This window comes from Pseudomonas sp. GW823-FHT01D03 (genome assembly GCF_058798255.1).
Map to the genome: position 1 here is coordinate 4,049,739 of NZ_JBXAKK010000001.1, position 19,135 is coordinate 4,068,873.

Annotated in this window: 24 protein-coding genes; all 24 read right to left on the bottom strand. The window is 61.2% G+C overall.

Features of this window, described 5'->3' with window-relative positions:
• Positions 1-11 precede the first annotated feature (11 nt).
• The 24 genes from AC1RBR_RS17700 to AC1RBR_RS17815 all read right to left on the bottom strand — a co-directional run bounded on the left by AC1RBR_RS17700 (position 12) and on the right by AC1RBR_RS17815 (position 19,104).
• On the bottom strand, positions 12-218 hold the full coding sequence (locus tag AC1RBR_RS17700; RefSeq protein WP_096796963.1) for a tail protein X: 207 nt from the start codon (positions 216-218) through the stop codon (positions 12-14).
• The gene (locus AC1RBR_RS17705; protein ID WP_492565838.1) at positions 193-1,038 is read right to left on the bottom strand and encodes a phage tail protein; all 846 of its coding nucleotides are present in this window, start codon (positions 1,036-1,038) and stop codon (positions 193-195) included. Before AC1RBR_RS17705 ends, AC1RBR_RS17700 begins: the two co-directional genes overlap by 26 nt.
• A gap of 9 nt (positions 1,039-1,047) precedes the next feature.
• Positions 1,048-3,495, bottom strand: coding sequence for a phage tail tape measure protein (locus AC1RBR_RS17710; RefSeq protein WP_492565840.1), 2,448 nt, complete (start codon positions 3,493-3,495; stop codon positions 1,048-1,050).
• Positions 3,496-3,650: 155 nt separating this feature from the next.
• Positions 3,651-3,965: a phage tail assembly protein gene (locus AC1RBR_RS17715; protein ID WP_443526375.1), complete on the bottom strand. Its 315-nt coding sequence runs from the start codon at positions 3,963-3,965 to the stop codon at positions 3,651-3,653.
• An 11-nt stretch (positions 3,966-3,976) separates the two neighbouring features.
• Positions 3,977-4,480, bottom strand: coding sequence for a phage major tail tube protein (locus AC1RBR_RS17720; protein WP_103368783.1), 504 nt, complete (start codon positions 4,478-4,480; stop codon positions 3,977-3,979).
• Between the two features lie 12 nt (positions 4,481-4,492).
• Positions 4,493-5,659 carry a phage tail sheath subtilisin-like domain-containing protein gene (locus tag AC1RBR_RS17725; RefSeq protein ID WP_492565842.1) on the bottom strand — a complete coding sequence of 389 codons (1,167 nt, stop codon included), beginning with the start codon at positions 5,657-5,659 and terminating at the stop codon, positions 4,493-4,495.
• Positions 5,660-5,763: 104 nt separating this feature from the next.
• Complete coding sequence (locus AC1RBR_RS17730; RefSeq protein ID WP_492565844.1) at positions 5,764-6,159, bottom strand: phage tail assembly chaperone; 396 nt, start codon at positions 6,157-6,159, stop codon at positions 5,764-5,766.
• Positions 6,160-6,170: 11 nt separating this feature from the next.
• The gene (locus tag AC1RBR_RS17735) at positions 6,171-7,568 is read right to left on the bottom strand and encodes a phage tail protein (protein WP_492565846.1); all 1,398 of its coding nucleotides are present in this window, start codon (positions 7,566-7,568) and stop codon (positions 6,171-6,173) included.
• Positions 7,561-8,172, bottom strand: coding sequence for a phage tail protein I (locus AC1RBR_RS17740; protein ID WP_492565848.1), 612 nt, complete (start codon positions 8,170-8,172; stop codon positions 7,561-7,563). The genes AC1RBR_RS17735 and AC1RBR_RS17740 overlap by 8 nt, the downstream gene beginning before the upstream one ends.
• 1 nt (position 8,173) lies before the next feature.
• A complete protein-coding gene (locus tag AC1RBR_RS17745) occupies positions 8,174-9,058 on the bottom strand; it encodes a baseplate assembly protein (protein WP_492565850.1) in 885 nt (294 codons plus the stop codon).
• The gene (locus AC1RBR_RS17750) at positions 9,055-9,381 is read right to left on the bottom strand and encodes a GPW/gp25 family protein (RefSeq protein WP_103368789.1); all 327 of its coding nucleotides are present in this window, start codon (positions 9,379-9,381) and stop codon (positions 9,055-9,057) included. The genes AC1RBR_RS17745 and AC1RBR_RS17750 overlap by 4 nt, the downstream gene beginning before the upstream one ends.
• 5 nt (positions 9,382-9,386) lie before the next feature.
• On the bottom strand, positions 9,387-9,617 hold the full coding sequence (locus AC1RBR_RS17755; RefSeq protein ID WP_492565851.1) for a hypothetical protein: 231 nt from the start codon (positions 9,615-9,617) through the stop codon (positions 9,387-9,389).
• Between the two features lie 53 nt (positions 9,618-9,670).
• Entirely contained in the window at positions 9,671-10,258 is a 588-nt protein-coding gene (locus tag AC1RBR_RS17760) for a phage baseplate assembly protein V (protein ID WP_492565852.1), read from the bottom strand.
• On the bottom strand, positions 10,255-10,776 hold the full coding sequence (locus tag AC1RBR_RS17765) for a hypothetical protein (protein ID WP_492565853.1): 522 nt from the start codon (positions 10,774-10,776) through the stop codon (positions 10,255-10,257). The genes AC1RBR_RS17760 and AC1RBR_RS17765 overlap by 4 nt, the downstream gene beginning before the upstream one ends.
• A gap of 1 nt (position 10,777) precedes the next feature.
• The gene (locus tag AC1RBR_RS17770) at positions 10,778-11,434 is read right to left on the bottom strand and encodes a hypothetical protein (RefSeq protein WP_492565855.1); all 657 of its coding nucleotides are present in this window, start codon (positions 11,432-11,434) and stop codon (positions 10,778-10,780) included.
• A complete protein-coding gene (locus AC1RBR_RS17775) occupies positions 11,431-11,751 on the bottom strand; it encodes a head-tail joining protein (RefSeq protein ID WP_103520676.1) in 321 nt (106 codons plus the stop codon). Before AC1RBR_RS17775 ends, AC1RBR_RS17770 begins: the two co-directional genes overlap by 4 nt.
• A gap of 2 nt (positions 11,752-11,753) precedes the next feature.
• Positions 11,754-12,749 carry a major capsid protein gene (locus AC1RBR_RS17780; protein WP_492565857.1) on the bottom strand — a complete coding sequence of 332 codons (996 nt, stop codon included), beginning with the start codon at positions 12,747-12,749 and terminating at the stop codon, positions 11,754-11,756.
• A 62-nt stretch (positions 12,750-12,811) separates the two neighbouring features.
• On the bottom strand, positions 12,812-13,156 hold the full coding sequence (locus AC1RBR_RS17785; protein WP_492565859.1) for a head decoration protein: 345 nt from the start codon (positions 13,154-13,156) through the stop codon (positions 12,812-12,814).
• Positions 13,153-14,295 carry a head maturation protease, ClpP-related gene (locus tag AC1RBR_RS17790; protein WP_492565860.1) on the bottom strand — a complete coding sequence of 381 codons (1,143 nt, stop codon included), beginning with the start codon at positions 14,293-14,295 and terminating at the stop codon, positions 13,153-13,155. The genes AC1RBR_RS17785 and AC1RBR_RS17790 overlap by 4 nt, the downstream gene beginning before the upstream one ends.
• A complete protein-coding gene (locus AC1RBR_RS17795) occupies positions 14,292-15,776 on the bottom strand; it encodes a phage portal protein (protein WP_492565862.1) in 1,485 nt (494 codons plus the stop codon). Before AC1RBR_RS17795 ends, AC1RBR_RS17790 begins: the two co-directional genes overlap by 4 nt.
• Positions 15,776-15,982 carry a phage head-tail joining protein gene (locus tag AC1RBR_RS17800; protein WP_098964730.1) on the bottom strand — a complete coding sequence of 69 codons (207 nt, stop codon included), beginning with the start codon at positions 15,980-15,982 and terminating at the stop codon, positions 15,776-15,778. Before AC1RBR_RS17800 ends, AC1RBR_RS17795 begins: the two co-directional genes overlap by 1 nt.
• A gap of 1 nt (position 15,983) precedes the next feature.
• Positions 15,984-18,008, bottom strand: a complete 2,025-nt coding sequence (locus AC1RBR_RS17805; protein ID WP_492565864.1) for a phage terminase large subunit family protein — start codon at positions 18,006-18,008, stop codon at positions 15,984-15,986.
• A gap of 4 nt (positions 18,009-18,012) precedes the next feature.
• Complete coding sequence (locus AC1RBR_RS17810) at positions 18,013-18,615, bottom strand: terminase small subunit (protein WP_492565866.1); 603 nt, start codon at positions 18,613-18,615, stop codon at positions 18,013-18,015.
• Positions 18,616-18,759: 144 nt separating this feature from the next.
• Entirely contained in the window at positions 18,760-19,104 is a 345-nt protein-coding gene (locus AC1RBR_RS17815; RefSeq protein WP_034156347.1) for a phage holin family protein, read from the bottom strand.
• Positions 19,105-19,135 lie beyond the last annotated feature (31 nt).

Below are 19,135 nucleotides of genomic sequence, written 5' to 3' on the forward strand. Positions count from 1 at the left end.
CCGGAGGGGCATTAGCCCCACAGCATCACCTCGCTGTCATCGGGTGCCGGCAGATCCGGCAGCTCGATCACGATGCCGGCGCGATACGGTTGCGGCTCGTCGGCCAGGCCCTGATTGGCGTCCAGCACCGCCTCGACCGAACCGCTCAAATGCCCATAGGCGTGATAACACAGGGTATCCAGCAGATCCCCGTCAGACGTTCTGCATGTCATCGCCATAACGCGTGAACTCCAAAGTAAATGCCTGCTTGCGCGGGATGCCGCCCTGCAGCAGCGCGCTTTGCTCTTCTTCGACGTTCTTCAAGCACCAGGTGCCGAGCACGTCGCCATAGCCGGTGGTCAGGGTCAGAGGCAGGAGCTGGGCACCGAGACTGCGCAGGGTGTCCAACTGCTTGATTCCGCCCTTGAAGCCCGGGAAGATCGCGCCCTTGAGGGTGATTTTTTCCTCGCCGATGCCCACCGCTTGCTGCGCCGGACGGCGGGTCAACCGTTCTTGCGACGCCCAGCGGTACTCCGTCGAGCGCCGCAGCTCGTCGAAGGCGGCGGTGTCAAGGTTGAAGTAGTACGGGACCGCCTTGGGATCCAGCGGCTGTACGATTAACAGGTGCGGAAACGGCTTCACCGCTTCCGGCATCGGTGTCGCGTCACCCGCCAGTGAGCCGGTCGGCAGAATGTTCCCCAGTGATGGACTGAGCTTGCCGGCGATCTTGTTGATCGCGGTGGACGCCCGCGCTGCCTGCTCCTTGAGTTCGCCCATCCGCTCATCGATCTGCGACACGGCGCGGGTGGCCTTGTTGTAGGTGGCCACCACCTGGCCGACCTTGGCCTGCGCGGCGTTGACGCTGCGCATGACGCGTTGCAGCTTTGCCCCGACCGCCGGCCCCACGATTGGAATACCTTCCAGCTCCGAGGCCGCGCCGCTGATCTCGCTGATGGCACCGTTGACCGGCCCCATCATTCCGTCGAGGCTACGTCGTCCAGTCTCCCCCGCTGCAGCCAGATTCTTCAGACCGGACTGCAGCTGTTCCATATAGGCCATTAGCCCTCCTTACACATGCGGTTCGTCATACAGCTTGCGGTTCTGCAACTGCTGCGTGGCCTGCTGCATCTGCTGCGCGATGAAGGGCTGCAGCTCACGCGCCATTTTCGCCGGATCCTTGGCATCGCCCTGCACGGTGATGTGCAGCGGCGCCGAGATTTGGACCTGCTGATCGATTTTCGGCGACTCGGCTTTTGCCACCGGGACGGTTGAAGCCAGCAGCGCTGGTGGAACTGGCGCACTGGCAGGCGCAGCAAGTGAACGGGCCACATCGCCCATCGCTGCAGGTGCCAACGGGCCAGAGGCCGGCTTCGGTCCGAATGATCGAGCAATGTCACCCATCACCGGCGGAAGGTTCTGCCCGGCGTTGGCCATCATCAACGGCCCGGCATCCGGTACTTTCTTCAGCGACTCATCAGCGCCGAACAATTTTTTACCCATTACTCCACCGAGCGCATCGCCGCCCATGTAACCGAGATAGCCGCCAATCAGGCCGCCGACGATGTTGCCGATAATGGGCACTGCCGAGCCAATGGCGGCTCCCGCAGCCGCGCCGGCCAGGGTACCTGCCAAACCGCCAGCCGCTTGTCCGTAGCCTTCCGCCTTTTCATCCTGGGTCTCGGCATTTTCATAGGTGTCGTAGGCTTTAAAACCAGCATCCACCACCGCCAGCAGCGCTGGACCTTTCATGCCGCCAACAATCTTGGCACCACGACCACCACCTCCTCTCCCGCCGCCTTTCCCCCCTTTGCCTTTCTTGCCCTCGCCGCCGGCATCGAGATCACCGCCACTCAGCCCGCCACCAGCACCCGGAAGGTTGGTAACGATCACCTTTTGCGGGATGTTCGGATTGCCCATCAGCGTGCCGCGCCCGAGGTTCATCAGCCCCTTGCCAACCTTGAAGGCGCTGACGGCCCCCTTGAGCGCAACCAGTCCAGCCACGGCCGTGCCGATGCCGAGCGTGACCCGCGGGAACTCGTCGGCAAAGCCCGACAGCTTGCGACTAACATTGTTGATGCCGTCGGCTACGGAATCGGTGACCGGCCGGATCGCATCGCCGATGCTGCGCATGGCATCGTCCATCGACTGGGCCATTTCGGACCATTTCTGCGCCGAGGTTTGCCGGCGCTCGGCTAGGTTCTTATCGAGGATCCCGGTCGCCCCGGCGGAATCCTTTTTCAGTTGCTCATACAGATCCTTGTTCTGCATGTACGCGGTCAGCGCGGCCTTGACCTGCATATCGGCGAACAGGTCACCGGTGCGCAAAGCCTCCTCCAGAGACTTCATCATGGCCTTGGCTTTCTCGGGGTCAGCCTCCTTACTGATCGCCGCTGTGGCCTTGGCCATCTCGGCGGCTCGCTTCGGATCAGTCGCTTCGATGTACTTCTGGGCCAGGGCAAAACTGGATTCCAGTGTGGATTTGCCATTCTGCAAACCGGTCTGCATCGACCCCTTATAGTCGATCCCGGCCTTCTGGTAGGCCTTGACCGTTTCACCGGAGCCTATTTTCTCCATCCAGTTTTTGAGGTTGTTCGCCGCTTCGTCCGATCCACCAGCGGTCTTCATTTGCACCTGCAACATCGCGCCCAGCTGTGTCACCGAGTCCATGCCAGTGATACCCAGTTTGCCCATGCCGGCCAGCAACTCAGGAAACCACTTGGCCATGTCGACCGCTTCAAAACTGCCCGCCTGGCCCTGGTAGGCGATGGCCTCCAGCGCCTGCTGCATCACCTTGGGGTCCGTGATCTTGGCGTTCTGCCCCAAGGCGTTGATCATCTTCGCCGTTTCAGTGCCTTCCGATCCTTGGCCCACCGCGAACTTGGCAGCGGTCGGCGCATAGGACAGCGCCTTGTCCAACTCCATACCGGCGCCGACCAAGGCGTTGACCACTTCGGCCACCTGATTGCGCGCCATGCCCGTATCGCGTGAGGTGTCGATCACAGTCTTGGACAGCTGTGCCTCTCCCGGCGTGTTGGCAATGTTGGCCTTGATCGCAATGTCCCGGATGATCGCGCCATAGTCCGCACTGACCTTCGTCGGGATGGCAGCTGCGGCGGTCAGCGCCCCTGCTTGACCGAGGGTGCCTTTCAGTCCTGCCCGGCCCTCCTCGATCTGTCGATGACCGAGTGCCTTCAATTCGGCTCCAGCTGCCACGCGGCCCATCGTGGCGTAGGCCTTGCTCAGCCGCCCGACCTCAACGCCTTGTTTCTTCAGCAGTTCGAGGTTCTTCTCGTACTTGCTCATTAGTTTGTCCGCGCCGGCGGCACCGGTCATGTGCGCCTTGCGCCATTCATCGCGCAGACGCATGGTGTCGCCGATGGTGTTCTGCAACACGCGGGCCTTGCTGCCCACGGTGTCCAAATGTTTGATCTTGCTTTCGACGTCCTTGAACGCTTTGCCTACCGTCGGATCGACGGCGCCGCCAATGACAAAGCCGAGTGCGAGGTTCTTCGCCATGTGCGGACCTTATGCGCAAGGTTGGTTAGGCGGTGGCTCAGTCAGAGAGCCACCACACCAGTTCGTTGAAGGACATGGCCAGGATCTCGGCTGCCGAGAACCCGGTCTCTTTCGCCATACGCTTGGCCAGGATCTTCAACGTAGAACCGTCGCACTTAGTCGTCCGTGACCAGACGAAAGTAGCCGGCCTGCAAGCGCATGTAATCCACCATCTTCAGGCTCATCAGATCCGCTTCAGGGGTCTGGGTCAGCGAAGCGAAAAGCGACATTTCGCGCTGCTCGGCGTCACCGTTGGAGGCCGCTTGCGCGGCCCGCACATCCCGCACGCAAGGTGCGCGCATAGTCAGGCGGTCGACTTGCACACCATTGAGTTCGGTCGGGTATTTGAGGCTGATACGAAACCCTTCCTCGGTCAGTTCCATCCACTTAGGGAGCGACTGTTCGGGTGTAACTTGAATTGCTTGAGTCATTGCGTATGTCCTTAAAGGCCCAGGGCCGAGCGTTCTTCTGCCAGTTGATCAACGCCGTCGACCACCAGCACCATGCCGACCATGTCGATCTCGTAGATCAACCGACCGCCGACTTCGAGCTTGTAGTAGGTCAACGCCATGTTGTGTTTACTTTCGGCTTTTTCACCGGCCTTCCAGTCGCCCATGTCGACCTCTTTGAGGCCGCCGCGCATGGTCACGATGACCGGAGTCACCTTGCCCTTGAGACCTTTGAACGTGGCTCGGAACACCGCCGTACACGCGGTGCGGTCGGACAGGCCGAACCATTTCAATGCCTCGCGGCGCACACCGTTGGTGGTAAACCCGGCTTCAAGTTTCTCGACACCGGTCGGGATCTCGATCTCGCCGGCCATGCCGCCGCCCCGGTAGGTTTCGGTTTTCAGCACGACCTTGGGCAGGGTCAGGCTCGGCATCTCGCCGGCAAAACTCACGCCGTCAATAAACCCGGCGCAGTTGGACAGAACTTCAGGAATCATCAGGTGGCCTCCTTAGGCGGCTTCAAGCACTTCGGTCATCCACTCGTTGGTGACTTCGAAGAGGAAATTCGGGTTCTCGGCCGGCGGCACGTCGGTGAAGCGGATTCGCCAGTACACTTTGCCCTGCTCGATCTGGCTGGCCGTGTTCAGCTCCTGGTCGGCGTACACCTCGAAGTTGATCACCGCTCCCTGATTTTTCAGGTCGCGCATGAATGCTTCCAAGCCATCGGTGACGTCCTTGACGTAGGTCTTGGTGATCGAGCGGTCGACCGCCCATTTGTGCCCGGCCTGCACCGCGTCCATCAGAATGAACAGCGTGCGCACGCGGGTGACGAATGCCCACTTCGGATCGCTGGATAGCGTGCGGTTACCCCAGAGGCGGTATCCATCGTCGCGAATGATCGTGGTGATGTTCGCGTTGTTGAGCAGGTTGGCCCGGCAGGTTTCGTCGCCGTCCAAGTACTCGACGGCGCGAGTGGTCCCGGTGATGCCGGTGAGTTCCTTGTTTGACGGCGAGGCCCAGAACCCGTAGGTCGCATCCGTCCAAGCGAAGAGGCCGGCAGTCCATGCGGAGCCAGGCGCATCCACCGTCTTGCTTTCACCGGTATCCCAGTACTGCACGCCCGGGTCGACCATGAACAGGTTGCGACTGCCGAAGTTTTTCGCGTAGGCCATCGCGGCCTCGTCGGTGGTGCATGGCCCGTCGATGATGCCGATGGCCCGCAGCTTCTGCGCCAGGCTATCCATCTCTGTGGCCACCGCTTGCGTGGCCGAATGACCGGGCGCGATCAGCAATCGCGGCTGGGCGTTGAACAGGCTTTTGCCATCAAGGAGCGCCTGCAGGCCGGTACGCTGACCGGACGCCAGAACACCGCCGATGATGGCTGATATCTGCAGCGCCGGGTCGTCCATCTTCGGTACGCCGATGGCGACGATGACCGCCTTGGCCTTGGCGTAGATCGCCTGGCAGGCTTTGGTGATCGCCGACTCGGCGCCGAACGCGGCAATGGCTTCACGCTCGGTAGTGATCAGTTTGAGTTCGCCGGCCTTGGCGGTACCGCCACCGAGCAGCCCGGGACTGAAGGTGTCGCACAAGCCGATGATCGACGAGGACGGCAACGAGATAGTGCGTGCGCCGGTATCGACCGAGGTGGTCGTGACGCCGTGAAAGAAACTCATAAGGCTCGTTCTCCAGAAACGAAAAAGCCCCGCTTATGCGAGGCTGTGAGGTGTGTTCGTGTTACGCGCAACGGAAAAGAAAACGCCCCGTCAGTGCGAGGCGTTTATTGAGTTTGACTAGCTACCCATTCAGGCACGACTGGACGGGACGCTTCGGTGGGAAATTCCGCCGTCGCCGGCCAGTCACGCAGAGCTTTGATATACGCCAACAGCTCGGCGTATTGCGCGGTAGTGAGCGTGGTTTCGACACCGACTTCAACCTCGTCGCGGTGTCGATCGCGTAGCCAGCTCACCCGAACAATTTCAGCATCGCGCCAAACGCGAGCCAAATCGAAAGAGTCGTTCTCCACCTGCTGCCGAACGGCCGGATGACTCAAGTAGCGCGGATCATCAATATCTACTACGCCCTGATTCGGCCACACCGCCGGGTCTTGAGGGCAATCGAATATCGAAATAATCCGCTCCTCCTTTTCGTCCTCGAATTGGACAAAGATACCCATCCGCACTCTCCTCAGAATGTATAACCGGAAATGCTAACGCCCAGGGACGGCGTACCGTTAGACCCAGTCAGCGAGTAAAAAAGCGTCTGCTCGGATGTAATCGGCATATCAGAAAACGCCGCTTGCAAACCCGCATTGCCTGCCGTGGAAGGGTTGGCACAAAACGACTGGACCCCCACCCCGCCACGACCAGAAACAGCCCCATAACTGTTGTTGCCCGCCGTTACGTTGAACACCGACGCATGCCCTTGGCAGCGCTTGGCGTTTCGAGGCACGACCGAAGCGATACTGAAAGGCGTGAACCCACCGGAAATAAGGACGGTGCTAAGAATCGATTGCCCCACGATGAAGACGTTTCGACCTTCCTGCTCAACCTGTTTAAAAAACCGGTTAGCGTCCGTTGGTAGTACGCTAACCAGTGACGAAACGGTGTAGCCCACTGGCATATTCAGCCCGGTATAAACCTCCGCGCCGGCGGCGGCAGTCACGTCTTTGGCAAGTAATCCCCAGAGGTTCGCATCCGGGTTGTAGACCGCATAAATCGCCACGTAGCCAGAGACAGGCGCCTGCCCAACATCCATCCCACCGACACCGTTTCGTGCAAGGTTGATGGTCTTGTTAAACCCCAGCGTTCGATAAGCAATACCGCTGACCTGATGCGCCGCGACTACCTCATCAGCAGTTAGCACTGCGGAGCTGGAGGCGGTCTGGACGCTCACCCTCACGCCGCGACAGGTGCCCATAACAGATCCACTTGTAGCGATCTGCTGAACCTGAGTAATCAGCGAATCAACTTCTGTTTTGGTGTAGGTGTCCTTGATTCCAAATCCGGCCAGGGTGGTCGGGTTCGACCCTGATACAAAGACGCCGCGATCATTCACCGTGACCTTGGTGTAAGTCCCTGCGGCCTTGTCTGCCGGCAGCAGACCGTTGACCAAATCGTCTACATACCCGCGCGTCGCCAGCACTACCGACGGATCGATCTTCAACTGAATGTTCGACGTCCCGCTAGTGATGATGTGCATCCGCACCACCTGATTGCGACCTGACCCTTGCGACAGCAAAGGCTTGTAGCTCGGCGCGGCGTTGGCCACCGCCGAGAACACGCCGTCCTTGTCCTCAAGTGCCAGCTCACGAATCCACCAACCGCCGACATCGGGCGGCAGCACCAGCTCTGCAATCAATACGTTGCTGTCGGTTGGAGACACGCGCAACTGATTGAGCTGCGCCCGGTAAACCTGATTCACCAGTTTGGTTTGCGAGGCGCTGGGGACGGGGTCGGTGCCGTTTGCATCACCGATGAGCATGTAGCGCGGTTCCCAAGGGATGCCCAGCGCGTCGCAGTTGGTTTTCTTGGCGGCACCCTGCGTGGTGAGCATGCCGCCAAAAATAGAGTTTTTATCAACCATGGGGATATACGTCCAATTCGTCGAGGGTGTATTCGCTGACGCCATGGTTCCCCTGAACCATTACGTCCATGTCCGGGTTGCTCCATGGGTAAACGTCGATTTCATCACCGTCGTAAACGGCAAAACCGACATAGGCGTCCAAGTGAGTTTCAAGTGTGATGTCGAGTCCGGTCAGTTTCCGGCTGACGGGTTTGGCGTCGTCGATCAGGCGTTCGAGTTCGAGGTACATCTCCTCGGTGATGCCGGTGTCCAGCACGCCGACCTTCAACGCGAAGGTGCCCGGCACGCCTTCCGGTATGGTCTGCCACCATTCCGAGATCTCGATCAGATAGCCCAGCGGTTCGACGACCCGGCGCAATGCACCGATGGTGCCCTTGTGCTTGTGGATGTAGAACGAGGCCTTGATCGCGGCGCGCTTGACCGCTTCCGGCCACGCCGGATCCCAGCGGTCGACTGACCAGGCCCACGCCAGATGTGGCAGCAGGTGCACAGGACAGGTGTCGGGGTTATACAGCGTGCGTAGCGGAATGAGCGTGGTCTCGGCAAAGGTCGCCTCGATAGCCCGTTCCAGGGGAGTGCTGTTGAGCGGTAGAAGACTGCGCATATCAGCCTCCCAACACGACGGTGTACCCGGTGCAGTACGCCGCCTGTGCCTTGGTGGGTTTCAGATCCTGCCAGTCCTTGAGTTCAACGCGGGCCACACCAGCAACGTGCAACTGCGCATCGACACCCGAGCGCGCTGCCTCGACGCCCAAGCGACGGCGCGGATTGATCCAGGCCTCAAGACGCTTGATCGCCTCGGCGAGCGCGGCATCGTTTTCCGGTCCGGTGCCTTTCATGTGCAGCACCGCATCGATCCGGTACCGCAGGATCTCGGCGCCGCGTACCGTGACCCGGTCACCGACCGGGCGCACATCGTCGTCATTGACAGCTTCGGCGACCAAGGCCAGCAGCTCCGGCCCAACAGCGCCGTCCCCTTCCAGGCCCAGCACCGTCACGTCGACACAGGCCGGCGCCGGGCTTTCGGCTGTTGCGTCAGCAACCAGCGCCGAGGCGTTACGGGCATGCAAGATGTAGCTGTTGCGTGGCCCCGCCGTGGTCAACCCTTCGTAGGCCATCTGCACCCGCTCACGCAGGGCATCGTAGGATTCCAACACCGCCTCGACCGGCGGCACCGCCAGCGGATCCGCTGCCTGAATTACCAGGCGCTTGAGGTTGACGTTGGCGGCGAGTTGCTCCAGATCGGCGCCGATGGCATACGCCAGCAGTTGCGCCTTGGCGGCGTCGTTAACCCTCGCCCGGTTGCCGAGTTTGATGTAACTGCCGACTTCCAGCAGCTTGGTCACCGGATCGCTCTCCAGCGCCGCTGTCCAGTTGTCGCCCATGTAACCACGGAACACGTTCAACGCTTCGCCGTACACCTCTTCGAAGTCCAGCGGCTCCAGCACATCCGGTGCGGGCAGTTCCGTCAGATCCACCAGCGTACTCATACCCACACCTCCAACGTGCCGCGCTCACCGAGATACTCGCCGCTGATTCTGAAATTGATTTTCCCCCCCAACACCGAGATGGCGACGACGCGCTCAAGCTTGAGTCGCGGCTCCCACTGGCGCAGCGCCCGAGCCGCTTCCGCTTGAGCGGCGCTTTTCCAACCTTCGTTGATGGGCAGGTCGACCATGCGCCGCAGCTTGCTGCCGTATTCCGGACGCTCGCGGCGGCTCAGCAGCGGCGTGCCGAGGATGTCCGCCACCGACTGACGTAAATGCTCGATGCCGGAGATGGGTTGCCCGGTGTGGCGATCCATTCCGATCATCGGGTTTACTCCTTGAGTTGCTCGAACTCGGTGTTGGTTTTAAGGCACTGCAGCGCTACATCGTCCGTGCCATCAACCGACACCTGGGCTTTCGCTACGGCCAGGGTGCGGCCGTCAGGCAGGATGACCGTGCGCGAGGTGTAAAGGGTGTCGCGAAAAGTCACGGTCGAGGTCATCTGCACCGCGCTGATCGGGACAGGCTCAGGCACAGTCGAATCATCTTGATGTTTGGCCATGGTTTCTCCAGGCATAAAAAAGCCCGCTCGAGGCGGGCTGGATGAGTGATGAGTTAGTGCTTGTGGTGGTTGTCACTTTGGCCGGTGGCCAGAATGTCGGCATCGCTGGTGATGCTCTGTGTCGCGTGCAGCGGGCCGTCGATATTGACCGGCCCCTTGATGTTCACGGCGCCCTCCAGATCGATCGTTCCGGACTTCACGCTGACAGCGTTGTCGGTGACTTCGGCCTGGGTCGATCCGACCTTGATGGTGACCGTACCGCTCGGCAGGATGATGGTGTAACTATTGGCCTGCCAGTCGTAGACCAGTGAGCCTCCATCATCGAAACGCCAGACCTCGACGTGGTCGCGGTTATCTGGTGGCGGGCCACCATTGCCGTACAGACCAGGAATGAACGTGCCTTGCGCGACATCGCCGCTGGCACTGATCAAAGTGCCCTGCTCATTGATGCTCGGTGCCCGCCAGTGCCGCGCCTTGCCAGCTGCAACGCTATGCCAGCGAACCCAGCCGCTGACCCACTCCCCGTCCGAGACTCGGCACACTGGGGGTGATGCGGCCAGATCCACCGCCACCACGTAGCAATCCTTGACCAGGCCAGCGAGCATGCGGTCGTGCTGGGCCGCGACGTAACCGGAGCTCATCTCACGTCCTCCGGACGGAATGGGCCGTCGCCTGGCTCAATATTCAACACCAGGGTGCCCGGCGGCTGATCCGGCCAAGGCCATTCGGCATCGCCGAGGTAGATCTGCTGCGTCCATTCCACAACCCAGACGGTGTAGCCGTCCAGTTCGGGTTTGGTCCAGTCCTGCATGGCCTGCACGAACTCGGCTGGCTCGACCTCAACGCCCCAGCACTGCATGCGCAGCAACGCGGCAAGATGGCCCGCCAGGAACACTGCCTGTTGATGATGATCCGGCTGAATCGGATCGGTGATCACTCGCGCCTCGAACTTGCAGGCCAAACCTGTTTCACCGGTTCCCGGATCGAGACCCGGCTCCATCTCGGCCAATTCGATCAGCACCGCAGGCAGCGGTAAGCGATCCAAATCATCCGGCCACATGCACACCGTCTGCATGCACGGAAAGTGTTGCTGAATGCGCCGCTCGATGGCGTGATACAGCTGTTCAAGACTGAACGGCTCGTCCGATTGATCCGTCACGTCATTTCCCCTTTAAGTGCTTCTGCACTTCGAAATTGAGTTCCTGCTGCAGGACATGCACCAAGTGTTCGTCAGCCTTACGTACCCAACTCTCGAAGTGCGGGCGGGCCTGTTGCAATGACACCTTGGCCTTGGCCAGCGGGAAGCGATTGTCGTGCTCGGCGATCCAGCCCGAACTCGCGCCGACCGCACCGCTGACATCGCTGTCGGGATAATCGCTCGCCCTGAAGTGCTTGCTGCCGGTACGGATCCAGACGTCTGCGCTGTTGCCGTAGACCTTCTTGAAGAACGCACCCTGAAAGCGCCGGCCGGCCACCGAGACACCGGAGCGACTCTGCCGAGGGCGACCGATGCGGCTGGCCTCCATGGCGTTGAGACCGAACCACAATTTGCCGCTGTTCGCTCCTCCGCTGACCGGATAGGCCCGCAGTCGCTGACGCACAGCAGCGACCGCAATGCGCTCCTGCCGGCCGACGGCGCGGGCAATTTGTGTGGCAAGCCAGCGCAGGGTTTTGTTGATGGCTCGGCGCTGGGCGTTGGCCGCTGCTTTTGGCACTACGGCGGCAAAGTCCTGAAAGGCTGTCAGGTCTGCCGCCGATGTCTGCAACGAGATCATCCCGCCGCCGGCCGAGGGCTTGAAGTGGCTGCCAACACTCATGGGCGTTTCCTCAGTATCAAGGCGACAAGTCCATCACCGCCCGGCTCCAGCTGCAGCAGGTCGTAGTCGCCGCCGCCGTCCAGCTCCGGCAGATCCACACTGACGAGCAGCCCCTTTCTCAGGCCATGCGAATCTCGGACGCGAATCTCAAACTTCGGTTCACGCAACGCCGTCCTTGTATTGCCCATCTTGGGTTGCAACCACGGAGCGGCGAACATGCCCAGTACCGGCTCGTCGTAGCCCTCGATCCGAGCCGAGTCGCCCAACGTTTCAAACACCGTGTCGTCGACGTCTTCCAGCAATTCGCGGAAGGACATGGTCAAAGTTCCAGCAGGATCTGCGCCCGAGGTCGCGTGCACAGGTGCAGCGGGTTGGACTGGGCTTCACCGGCCACGCCCTTGTTAAATGGCAGCGGTTCGAGTTTGCTGTAGTACGGCAGGCCTTCGGTGTTGACTGTCTCCATGTAGTCAGCCGGGGCGAAGGTGGAGATGTAGAGATCCGGCACGCCTTCCGGTACCAGCAGTGCCTTGTCATCGTGGACGAACGACACGCCCGCCACTTTGCCGCGATAGCGCTCCCAAACAATTCCACCGAATTCGAAACTCTCGCGGGCATCACCGCGTAATGCGGCCGCTTGCAGGGTATTGAGATAGGTGTCCGTGACCGATTTGTGGGAGATCAGTTTGCCCCAGAAGTTCTTACCGCAGAATGCGCGGGATCCGGAGCTAGTCACGCTGCCCAGGGCGTCTTCCTGCATGTCCAGTGCTTCGCCGGCACGCTCGCGCACATTCGTATCGGGATTGTTCAGGCCCATCGACATCTTCTGGCGGTTGACGCCGAAGGACTTGTAGATGTCCAGCAGCACCGTCTTACCATCGGCATCCAGCACCTGGCCGTTCAATGCGCCCATCCGCTGGAATTCATGAGTGGCATCCAACTGGCGGCGCGCCTTGGCCAGACGCTTGTTGACCACATCCTGTACCGACTGCAGTTCGGTGCGCGTCCCGAATGCACGAATGCCTTGAATTTCATCGGCCTTGATGGTGAAGCGTTCCGGCAAGTGCACTGTGTTGAACGGGATCAGCGTGCGCTTGCTTGCGCCGACCACCAGGCCAGAGGTACCGCGCTCGCCCGCTGGGACCAGCGCCAGAGTGTCACCGTCTTTCTCGATCTGCACGGTCAGGCTGGTAGTGCCTTCCTCGCGGAACAAACCGAGACTGCTGATGCGGCCCGGCAGGTATTCCTGCTCGTTGATTGCAGCGGTCAACGAGGGGACGCTGAAAGCGTCGTCTTCAAAAATGGCGATATCGGCCATGGGTGCTCTCCAGAAACAAAAAATCCCGCACGCGGCGGGATGCATATAAAGGAAGGATCGACTTAGCGGACGATCACGAAGTGCGCAGCGAGGGCTTTCTCGGCGGCCGGATCGAGACCGGTCAAATGGGCTTCGCTGACCTCGGCCAGCCGCACCACGGCGCGACCGCGACGCACTACATCCGACTCGCCGAGCGGGCCGTAGAGGATCGCAACGGCGTTTTCGGTACCGTCTTCGGCGGTCGGGCTGTACGGGGCGAATTCGCTGGTCGCGGTCACCAGGCCGAGGATCTGACCCGGCTCCAATGCGTGGCCGGCGGCGACGTTGATCGCTTCACGCGAGATGTTGCCGGCGCCCTCGGACAGCAGGAACTCACCCGCGTGCATCGGCTCCAGTTTAGAGGTCATGGTTTTGCTCCTTTCGAGGTTGGTGATTGTGCAGCCTGACGGGCTGCCCAGATCGTGGACGGATCGGGTTGTTTGGCTTGCACTTTGGGGTCAGGGTCTTGCGCTTGGGGCAAGCTGTTGTCGATCTCAAAGCCCCCGCCTTTCCCTACGACTTTGTCGAAGAGCCGCGCACGCACTGCATTGGTATCCAGTCCGGCCTGCACAAACTCCACCGCGAATTCCGGTAAGCGCGCTGCCACACACAGATCGCGGATGGCTTTGGCTTGAGTCAGCCCAGCCTGCACCGTGGCTTCGTCTACCAGCTTGGTCGAGGCAATCAACGGCTCGATCAGATTGCTGATACCGGCCTGGTTGCAAGACTGTGTGATCAACAGCGCAAGCTTGGCAGAGTCAACGACCGGGACCGGCGGCTCGGGCTTTACCACGACCGGCTCGCTGGGTTTCTCGGGTTCAATCAACTGATCCAGCAGCGCCTTTGGCGTGTGCTGATATTTCTGCATCACACCGCCCTGCCCCAGACAAGCCTTGACCTTCACACCGTCGCCGACCTCGTCGGCCAGCCCGAGGGCGACCGCTTCGCGAGCCGTCAACCAGGTCTCGGCATTCACCAATCGCCGCAGCTCGACTTCGTCGATGTCCGGTGCCTTGGCCTTGTAGGCTGCAATGATGACCTCAAGCGCCTGGTCGAGCGCAGCGGCGACCTTGCGCAAATCCTCGGCATCGCCCGAGGCGAATGTCCACGGGTTGTGGATCATCAACATGGCGTTTTCAGCGACAACAACCCGGTGCGCGCCGCAGACCGCGACACTCGCTGCACTGGCGGCCAGGGCATCGACCCGGCCGGTGCAACGCTCACCCAAACGCGACAAGGCGTTGTGAATGGCCAAGCCGTCGAACAGGTCACCGCCGATGCTGTTGAAGGCCGCAACGACCGGCGACACGCCGTCGTCCAGCGCAGCGAGGTCACGCACAAACTGATTGGCGGTGATGCCCCATGCGCCGATCTCGCCATAGACGTAGATCTCGATGATGCGTTGCTCGGCTTCGCCGCTGGCCTGGAGGCTGTACCAGTGCTGATCCTTGATCGGCGGCTGACCTTCCAGCTTGTTGATGATCTGCAAGGGTGAAAGCAGTTTCATGGTTTCTCCTGGTCGTCGTGTTCAGTATCAATCTCGACGAGCGTTCGGTAATTGAGGCCCAAGTCGCGGGCACGTTGAGCGTCGGCAGCGTTTTCCGCGTCGACCGTTTCGGAGTCGTAACCGGTGCGCAGACACATCTCACTGCGCGAACCGAACCCTGCATTGACCTCAAGCATTCGCGCCTGCACGTCCTGCACTGGCTGGATGTAGGCCCAGCCTTGGGGCACCCAGCGCGTGCGAAGAAATTCGCGACGACGCTTGGCGTATTCCGGCAACTCGATCACACCGCTCAATACCGCCATGTCCAGCCAAGCGGCTCGGACCGGTCGACAGAGCTGGTGGATGTAGACGTTGAACTGCAGTTGTTCGAGGCGACGCCGGAACTCGTTGAGCACGACGCGCAACGCTCGGTCGTTGATGCCTTTCATATCGCCGGTGAGGATCTCGTAGGGGGTGTCGGTACCCGCTGCCGCTGCCATCAGTTGCTGACGCATGAAGTCCGGGTAGTTGTTGCCGGCGTCGGGTGGTTTGGAGAACTCGACCTCCTCACCTGCGCCCAGCTCCTGCATCGTGCCGGGTTCGAGTGCCACCATCGGTGTGAAGCCGTCGCGGTCAGCGGTGATCAGTTGGCCGGTGACGGGGTCGCGTGGCACCTGCCCCATTTCCGGCGACGGGCGCTTGATGAAGCCGGCGAACAGGTTGGAAACCTCCTGCCGGAACAGCACCGCATCGTCGTAGTTGTCGAGACTGCGCAGGCGCTTGAGTACCGGCGACATGCGCGGCACGCCGCGCAACTGCCCCGGTTCCAGCGGTTCGAAGATGTGCAGCACCTGGCTGGCCGGTACGCGCACCAGTTGGTTGTAGCCGCTGTTGAGCGACGACGCATCACGCGGGTGCGAGCGATACATCCAGTAAGCCACGCGCTTGCCGTTCGGGTTGAACTCGATCCCGGCGCGGATGATGTTGCCGGTCTTGGTCATCTCGAACTTGTCGTGCGGCACGAATTCCGGTGCCAGGGTCTGCAGCTGCAGCGGCACCACCAGACCTTCGTCCAGACTGCGCGGACGCAACCGCACAAAACACTCGCCCGCCGTTTCCACGGTGCGAGCCACCAGCGCCTGCTGGCCGTAGAAGTCGCAGAGACCGTCGGCGTCAGACTCGTCGGCAAAGTCGTCCCAAAGCTCCTGCAGCAGGTTGCGCAGCTCCTCATCTTTGACCTTGGGCCGTGGCGTGATGCCGGTGCCGATCAGGTTGCTGACCCGTTTGTTGATGGCGTTGGCCGCATACGGGTCATTGCGCACCGCCGCCCGTGAACGGGCACGCAGGTTGCGTAGCGCCGGGGTGTTGATGCTGTTGATACCATCGTCGGTGGCGTCCCAGCTAGCAGATCGGCGACCCTCCCCGGCACCTTCGTAACTGGCCTTAATGTTCGATGGCAGCAAGAATCCGCTACGTGAGAGCGCCGGGAATTGTCGAGCCATCAGATTCCCTTGCCTCCATGACTGAGCCGCACAACCCGCGAGCGCGGGCCGGCAGTGCTGGTGAGCGAACTGCGGATTTCTTCACGGGCGCGGAGCAGTTCGTCGACATCGCGGTATTCCACCGTTCTGTCGCTGTAGCGCACGGTCTTTTCGCCACGCGCAATGGCGCGCTCGATGGCGTCGAGGTGTTTTTGAGTAAAGGACATATCAGCGTCTCTTCAGGTAACCGCTGGTGGAGCTACGGCGTTGAGGGGGAGCTGCCGGTCGCGATTGCGCAGCCGGTGCAGAGGGTGGTGGTGCGGGATGAGCTTGGCGCACAGCTGGAGGCGCTGGTGTTTGCTCGCTATCAAGTCGCTCACCCTGAACAGGCTTGATGCCCAAGGCGTCGTCGAACAATCCGGACTGGGCCAGCGCTTGGCGCACCCGATCCCAGTCGTGTTCCTGGTAGCGATTGATGCCGAGGTAGTGCGCCATCGCGAGGCAGTACACCATCAGATCGAGCGCTTCGTTGCGCTCGGCCTTACCCTTCACCCATTCGATGCGCTTGTGTCCGCGCACGTAGCGAACGACTTTGCGTTCGGCGACGCACTGGGCGAAGAACTCGTCCGGCAGGTCGTTGGCAAAGTGCAGCGAACCCGGACCATCCGGAAACGGGTAGCGGTTGTAGATCCAGTCTTTCGCAGTGTCTGTACCGACGAACCACAGCTCGGCGCCGTTGCGTTCGGTCTGCCCCTTCCACGTCACGTCAACCATGGACGGGCGCTGTGCAATCACCGGTCGGCCCGGCTTGCTTGCGCCCTTGATAGCGAAGATGTTGCGCCAGCGGCGCACGCGACAGAACTGGTAGACCTCATCGGTGTGGTGACCGCCGGAGTCGACGCCGACGGCGAGAATCGCTAGCCCGACACCGCAAGGATGCCGGTAACGCGCCTTGAGTTTCTCGTCCAGCACAGCCCAGGTGCGGTCGTCTGCTGGATCGCCCCAGATAACCTGGTGATCGACCACCCAGCGTTCCATGCCGACGCCGAAGCCCATCACCATCAGCTCCAGGCGATTGGCCTGAACGTCGACGGCGCCGGTCAGCATCAGCACGCCGGCCGGCATCGCGCCGAGGGTGTAGGTCTCCAGCCGCGCCCGGGCGATTAGCACTTCAGCCTTGGTCTGTTCGAGTGCGCTGTCCCAGACCTTGGCCAGACGTGTGTTGTAGAACACCTGCATCAGGCTCGTGTCGCCTTGGGCCTGAGCTTTTTTGGCGTCTTCAAATTCCACAGCCAGGCCGGCCCAATCCATCCAGCCGGTCGGCGAGTACAGTGCATTGAGGTGAAAACCAACGGTTTTGCCGTCGCCACCGGCATGAGCGCGCCACTCGCCTCGGGCAAGCATGTCGCTCTTGTGGTGCTCCTCGATCAGCACGTCGCACTCAGGTGCTGCACACTCGTAATGCACAGTGCTGAAGTCCTTGCTGTAGTGCAGCCGTTCCCATTCCAGCACTTGCATATGACCGCAGGTAGGGCATGGCACGTAGTAGTAGCGCTGGTCGCTAGACTCGAACAGATCGGCGATCCGCGAGGCGCCTTTGATCGTCGGCGAGCTGGAGAAGTAAATCTTGGCGTTGCGACCGAAGTTGGTCGCCCGCGTCTCTGCCAGCTTGATGGGGTCACCCTCCTGGCCGACATCGTTCTCCCAGCGGTCGACTTCGTCGCCGTAGATGTAGCGGGCCGAAAGCTCCGACAGGTTGGCCGCAGAACCGGCGGTGGTGACATACAGCGAGCCACCCTCGAATTCCTTGGTATCCATCGTGTTGCGTGCGTCCCGCGAGCGGGTGGCCGCGACCCGCCCGCGCAGAACGGGGGTGGCCTTGATGGTCTTGCTGATCCGTCCCGACACCCGCTTGGACAGGCCAAGGCTGGGGAGCAGCGCCAGGATGTTCGATGGTGCCATGTGGATCAGGCCACCCATCCAGTTCAGGGCGATTTGGGTTTTCATCAACTGCGAGGCCACCATGGTGACCACGCGTCTGCAAGGGTGAGCCGGCGACAGGCAGCGCATTGGCTCGCGGGCATAAGGTGTCCGTGAGGTGCGGTACTGGCCGGGTTCAGGAGCACCGGTGTCACGCGGGATTCGCATGTACTCGTCGGCCCATTCGTCGATCCAAAGATCTGGATCGGGGCGCAGTCCACGGAAATAAGCCTCACGGTACACCTCTGCACCGTCAGGAAATTCCGTGTGCATAGATTCAGTCCGTTGTCATGGCGTGTTCAAGATCGGCTGAAGAGAGCCGCTCGGCTTCCTCCAGCGTTCGACGGAAGGTGGCTGTCAGGTGTTTCTCGATCAGCCAGGGATCGGTCATGGCCGCAAGGTCGTGTGACAGTTGCGGCAATGGCCCGAACAGCTGGTCACGCAGCAATCGGCCGGCATTGTAGGCACCGGTTTCGACAGCCTCCTTGGAGACCAAGGAGCCTTGGGCTTTGCCCAGTTCGATCTCCGCCAGCTTGGCCATGTTGTGTTCACGCAGAGCGCGGGCCTTCTGGAAGTCGGGGAGCTTGCCGTCGCCGGTAGGCACCTGCGGCGGCGCAGCCGTGGAAGTCGGCTCGGTTCGGGTCGACAGTTGGCTGTAAACGTCACGCTGTATCCGGTCTTGTTGGTGCCGATCAGCGACGGCGGCTTTGCTCGGGTCAGCGGTGTCGCGAATCAACGCTTCGCTGGCCTGAACGTCCACCAGTTTTCCGTCCGGTGACAGCACCAGGCGGTTGTTGTTTTTCAACCAGGTGATGTAGCTAGGTGCCCTGCCGATCCGCGCCGCGAAGGCGCTTTTCGACAGGTAAGTTGGTTCTGTCATAAGCCCTCCTTTCAACGGCTTTTCAATGCAGACCTTTCAATTTCAATGGATTGAATTTCAGTAAGCTGGGGGCGCTCCCGCTAACACTTTCCCGCGGGTTTCCGACCCCGTACCCTCCGAACAACCCTAGGGTCCCCGGCGGTTTCAGGCTGGTCCGCCGCCATTCGGCGGGACATCGCACACGCCAAGCCGCTTGGCAGCCCAGCGTTCGTACAAACCGATGGCAACATCTGCACCGGCCATTGCCGTGAGACAACCCAAGGCGCCCGCCGTCCAGAGCGACATGCCCGCCGCGATCATCAGCATCATTGCCGAGACTCCGCAGACAATGCAGGCACCGGATCGAAGCGCAAGCCGACGCATCAGCGCCCAGCCACGGGCACCATCCTTGTCTGCTCGCCACATCTCACCGGATACGCCGCCGACCAGAGCCAGGACGATCACCAACCAGATCGGCATTTCTGCCAGCGCTTGCTGCTCATTTGTCATTTTGTGCCTCAAGTGAAGGAGCATGCCGAAC

Coding starts and splice junctions, on each gene's coding strand:
- AC1RBR_RS17795 (WP_492565862.1), bottom strand. CDS start 15,776: ATGGCTCGACAATTCCCGGCGCTCTCACGTAGCGGATTCTTGCTGCCA.
- AC1RBR_RS17775 (WP_103520676.1), bottom strand. CDS start 11,751: ATGTCCTTCCGCGAATTGCTGGAAGACGTCGACGACACGGTGTTTGAA.
- AC1RBR_RS17785 (WP_492565859.1), bottom strand. CDS start 13,156: ATGACCTCTAAACTGGAGCCGATGCACGCGGGTGAGTTCCTGCTGTCC.
- AC1RBR_RS17720 (WP_103368783.1), bottom strand. CDS start 4,480: ATGATTCCTGAAGTTCTGTCCAACTGCGCCGGGTTTATTGACGGCGTG.
- AC1RBR_RS17750 (WP_103368789.1), bottom strand. CDS start 9,381: ATGATCGGAATGGATCGCCACACCGGGCAACCCATCTCCGGCATCGAG.
- AC1RBR_RS17725 (WP_492565842.1), bottom strand. CDS start 5,659: ATGAGTTTCTTTCACGGCGTCACGACCACCTCGGTCGATACCGGCGCA.
- AC1RBR_RS17780 (WP_492565857.1), bottom strand. CDS start 12,749: ATGGCCGATATCGCCATTTTTGAAGACGACGCTTTCAGCGTCCCCTCG.
- AC1RBR_RS17705 (WP_492565838.1), bottom strand. CDS start 1,038: ATGGCCTATATGGAACAGCTGCAGTCCGGTCTGAAGAATCTGGCTGCA.
- AC1RBR_RS17800 (WP_098964730.1), bottom strand. CDS start 15,982: ATGTCCTTTACTCAAAAACACCTCGACGCCATCGAGCGCGCCATTGCG.
- AC1RBR_RS17760 (WP_492565852.1), bottom strand. CDS start 10,258: ATGAGCTCCGGTTACGTCGCGGCCCAGCACGACCGCATGCTCGCTGGC.
- AC1RBR_RS17715 (WP_443526375.1), bottom strand. CDS start 3,965: ATGACTCAAGCAATTCAAGTTACACCCGAACAGTCGCTCCCTAAGTGG.
- AC1RBR_RS17810 (WP_492565866.1), bottom strand. CDS start 18,615: ATGACAGAACCAACTTACCTGTCGAAAAGCGCCTTCGCGGCGCGGATC.
- AC1RBR_RS17815 (WP_034156347.1), bottom strand. CDS start 19,104: ATGACAAATGAGCAGCAAGCGCTGGCAGAAATGCCGATCTGGTTGGTG.
- AC1RBR_RS17805 (WP_492565864.1), bottom strand. CDS start 18,008: ATGCACACGGAATTTCCTGACGGTGCAGAGGTGTACCGTGAGGCTTAT.
- AC1RBR_RS17770 (WP_492565855.1), bottom strand. CDS start 11,434: ATGAGTGTTGGCAGCCACTTCAAGCCCTCGGCCGGCGGCGGGATGATC.
- AC1RBR_RS17745 (WP_492565850.1), bottom strand. CDS start 9,058: ATGAGTACGCTGGTGGATCTGACGGAACTGCCCGCACCGGATGTGCTG.
- AC1RBR_RS17755 (WP_492565851.1), bottom strand. CDS start 9,617: ATGGCCAAACATCAAGATGATTCGACTGTGCCTGAGCCTGTCCCGATC.
- AC1RBR_RS17730 (WP_492565844.1), bottom strand. CDS start 6,159: ATGGGTATCTTTGTCCAATTCGAGGACGAAAAGGAGGAGCGGATTATT.
- AC1RBR_RS17740 (WP_492565848.1), bottom strand. CDS start 8,172: ATGCGCAGTCTTCTACCGCTCAACAGCACTCCCCTGGAACGGGCTATC.
- AC1RBR_RS17735 (WP_492565846.1), bottom strand. CDS start 7,568: ATGGTTGATAAAAACTCTATTTTTGGCGGCATGCTCACCACGCAGGGT.
- AC1RBR_RS17790 (WP_492565860.1), bottom strand. CDS start 14,295: ATGAAACTGCTTTCACCCTTGCAGATCATCAACAAGCTGGAAGGTCAG.
- AC1RBR_RS17710 (WP_492565840.1), bottom strand. CDS start 3,495: ATGGCGAAGAACCTCGCACTCGGCTTTGTCATTGGCGGCGCCGTCGAT.
- AC1RBR_RS17700 (WP_096796963.1), bottom strand. CDS start 218: ATGGCGATGACATGCAGAACGTCTGACGGGGATCTGCTGGATACCCTG.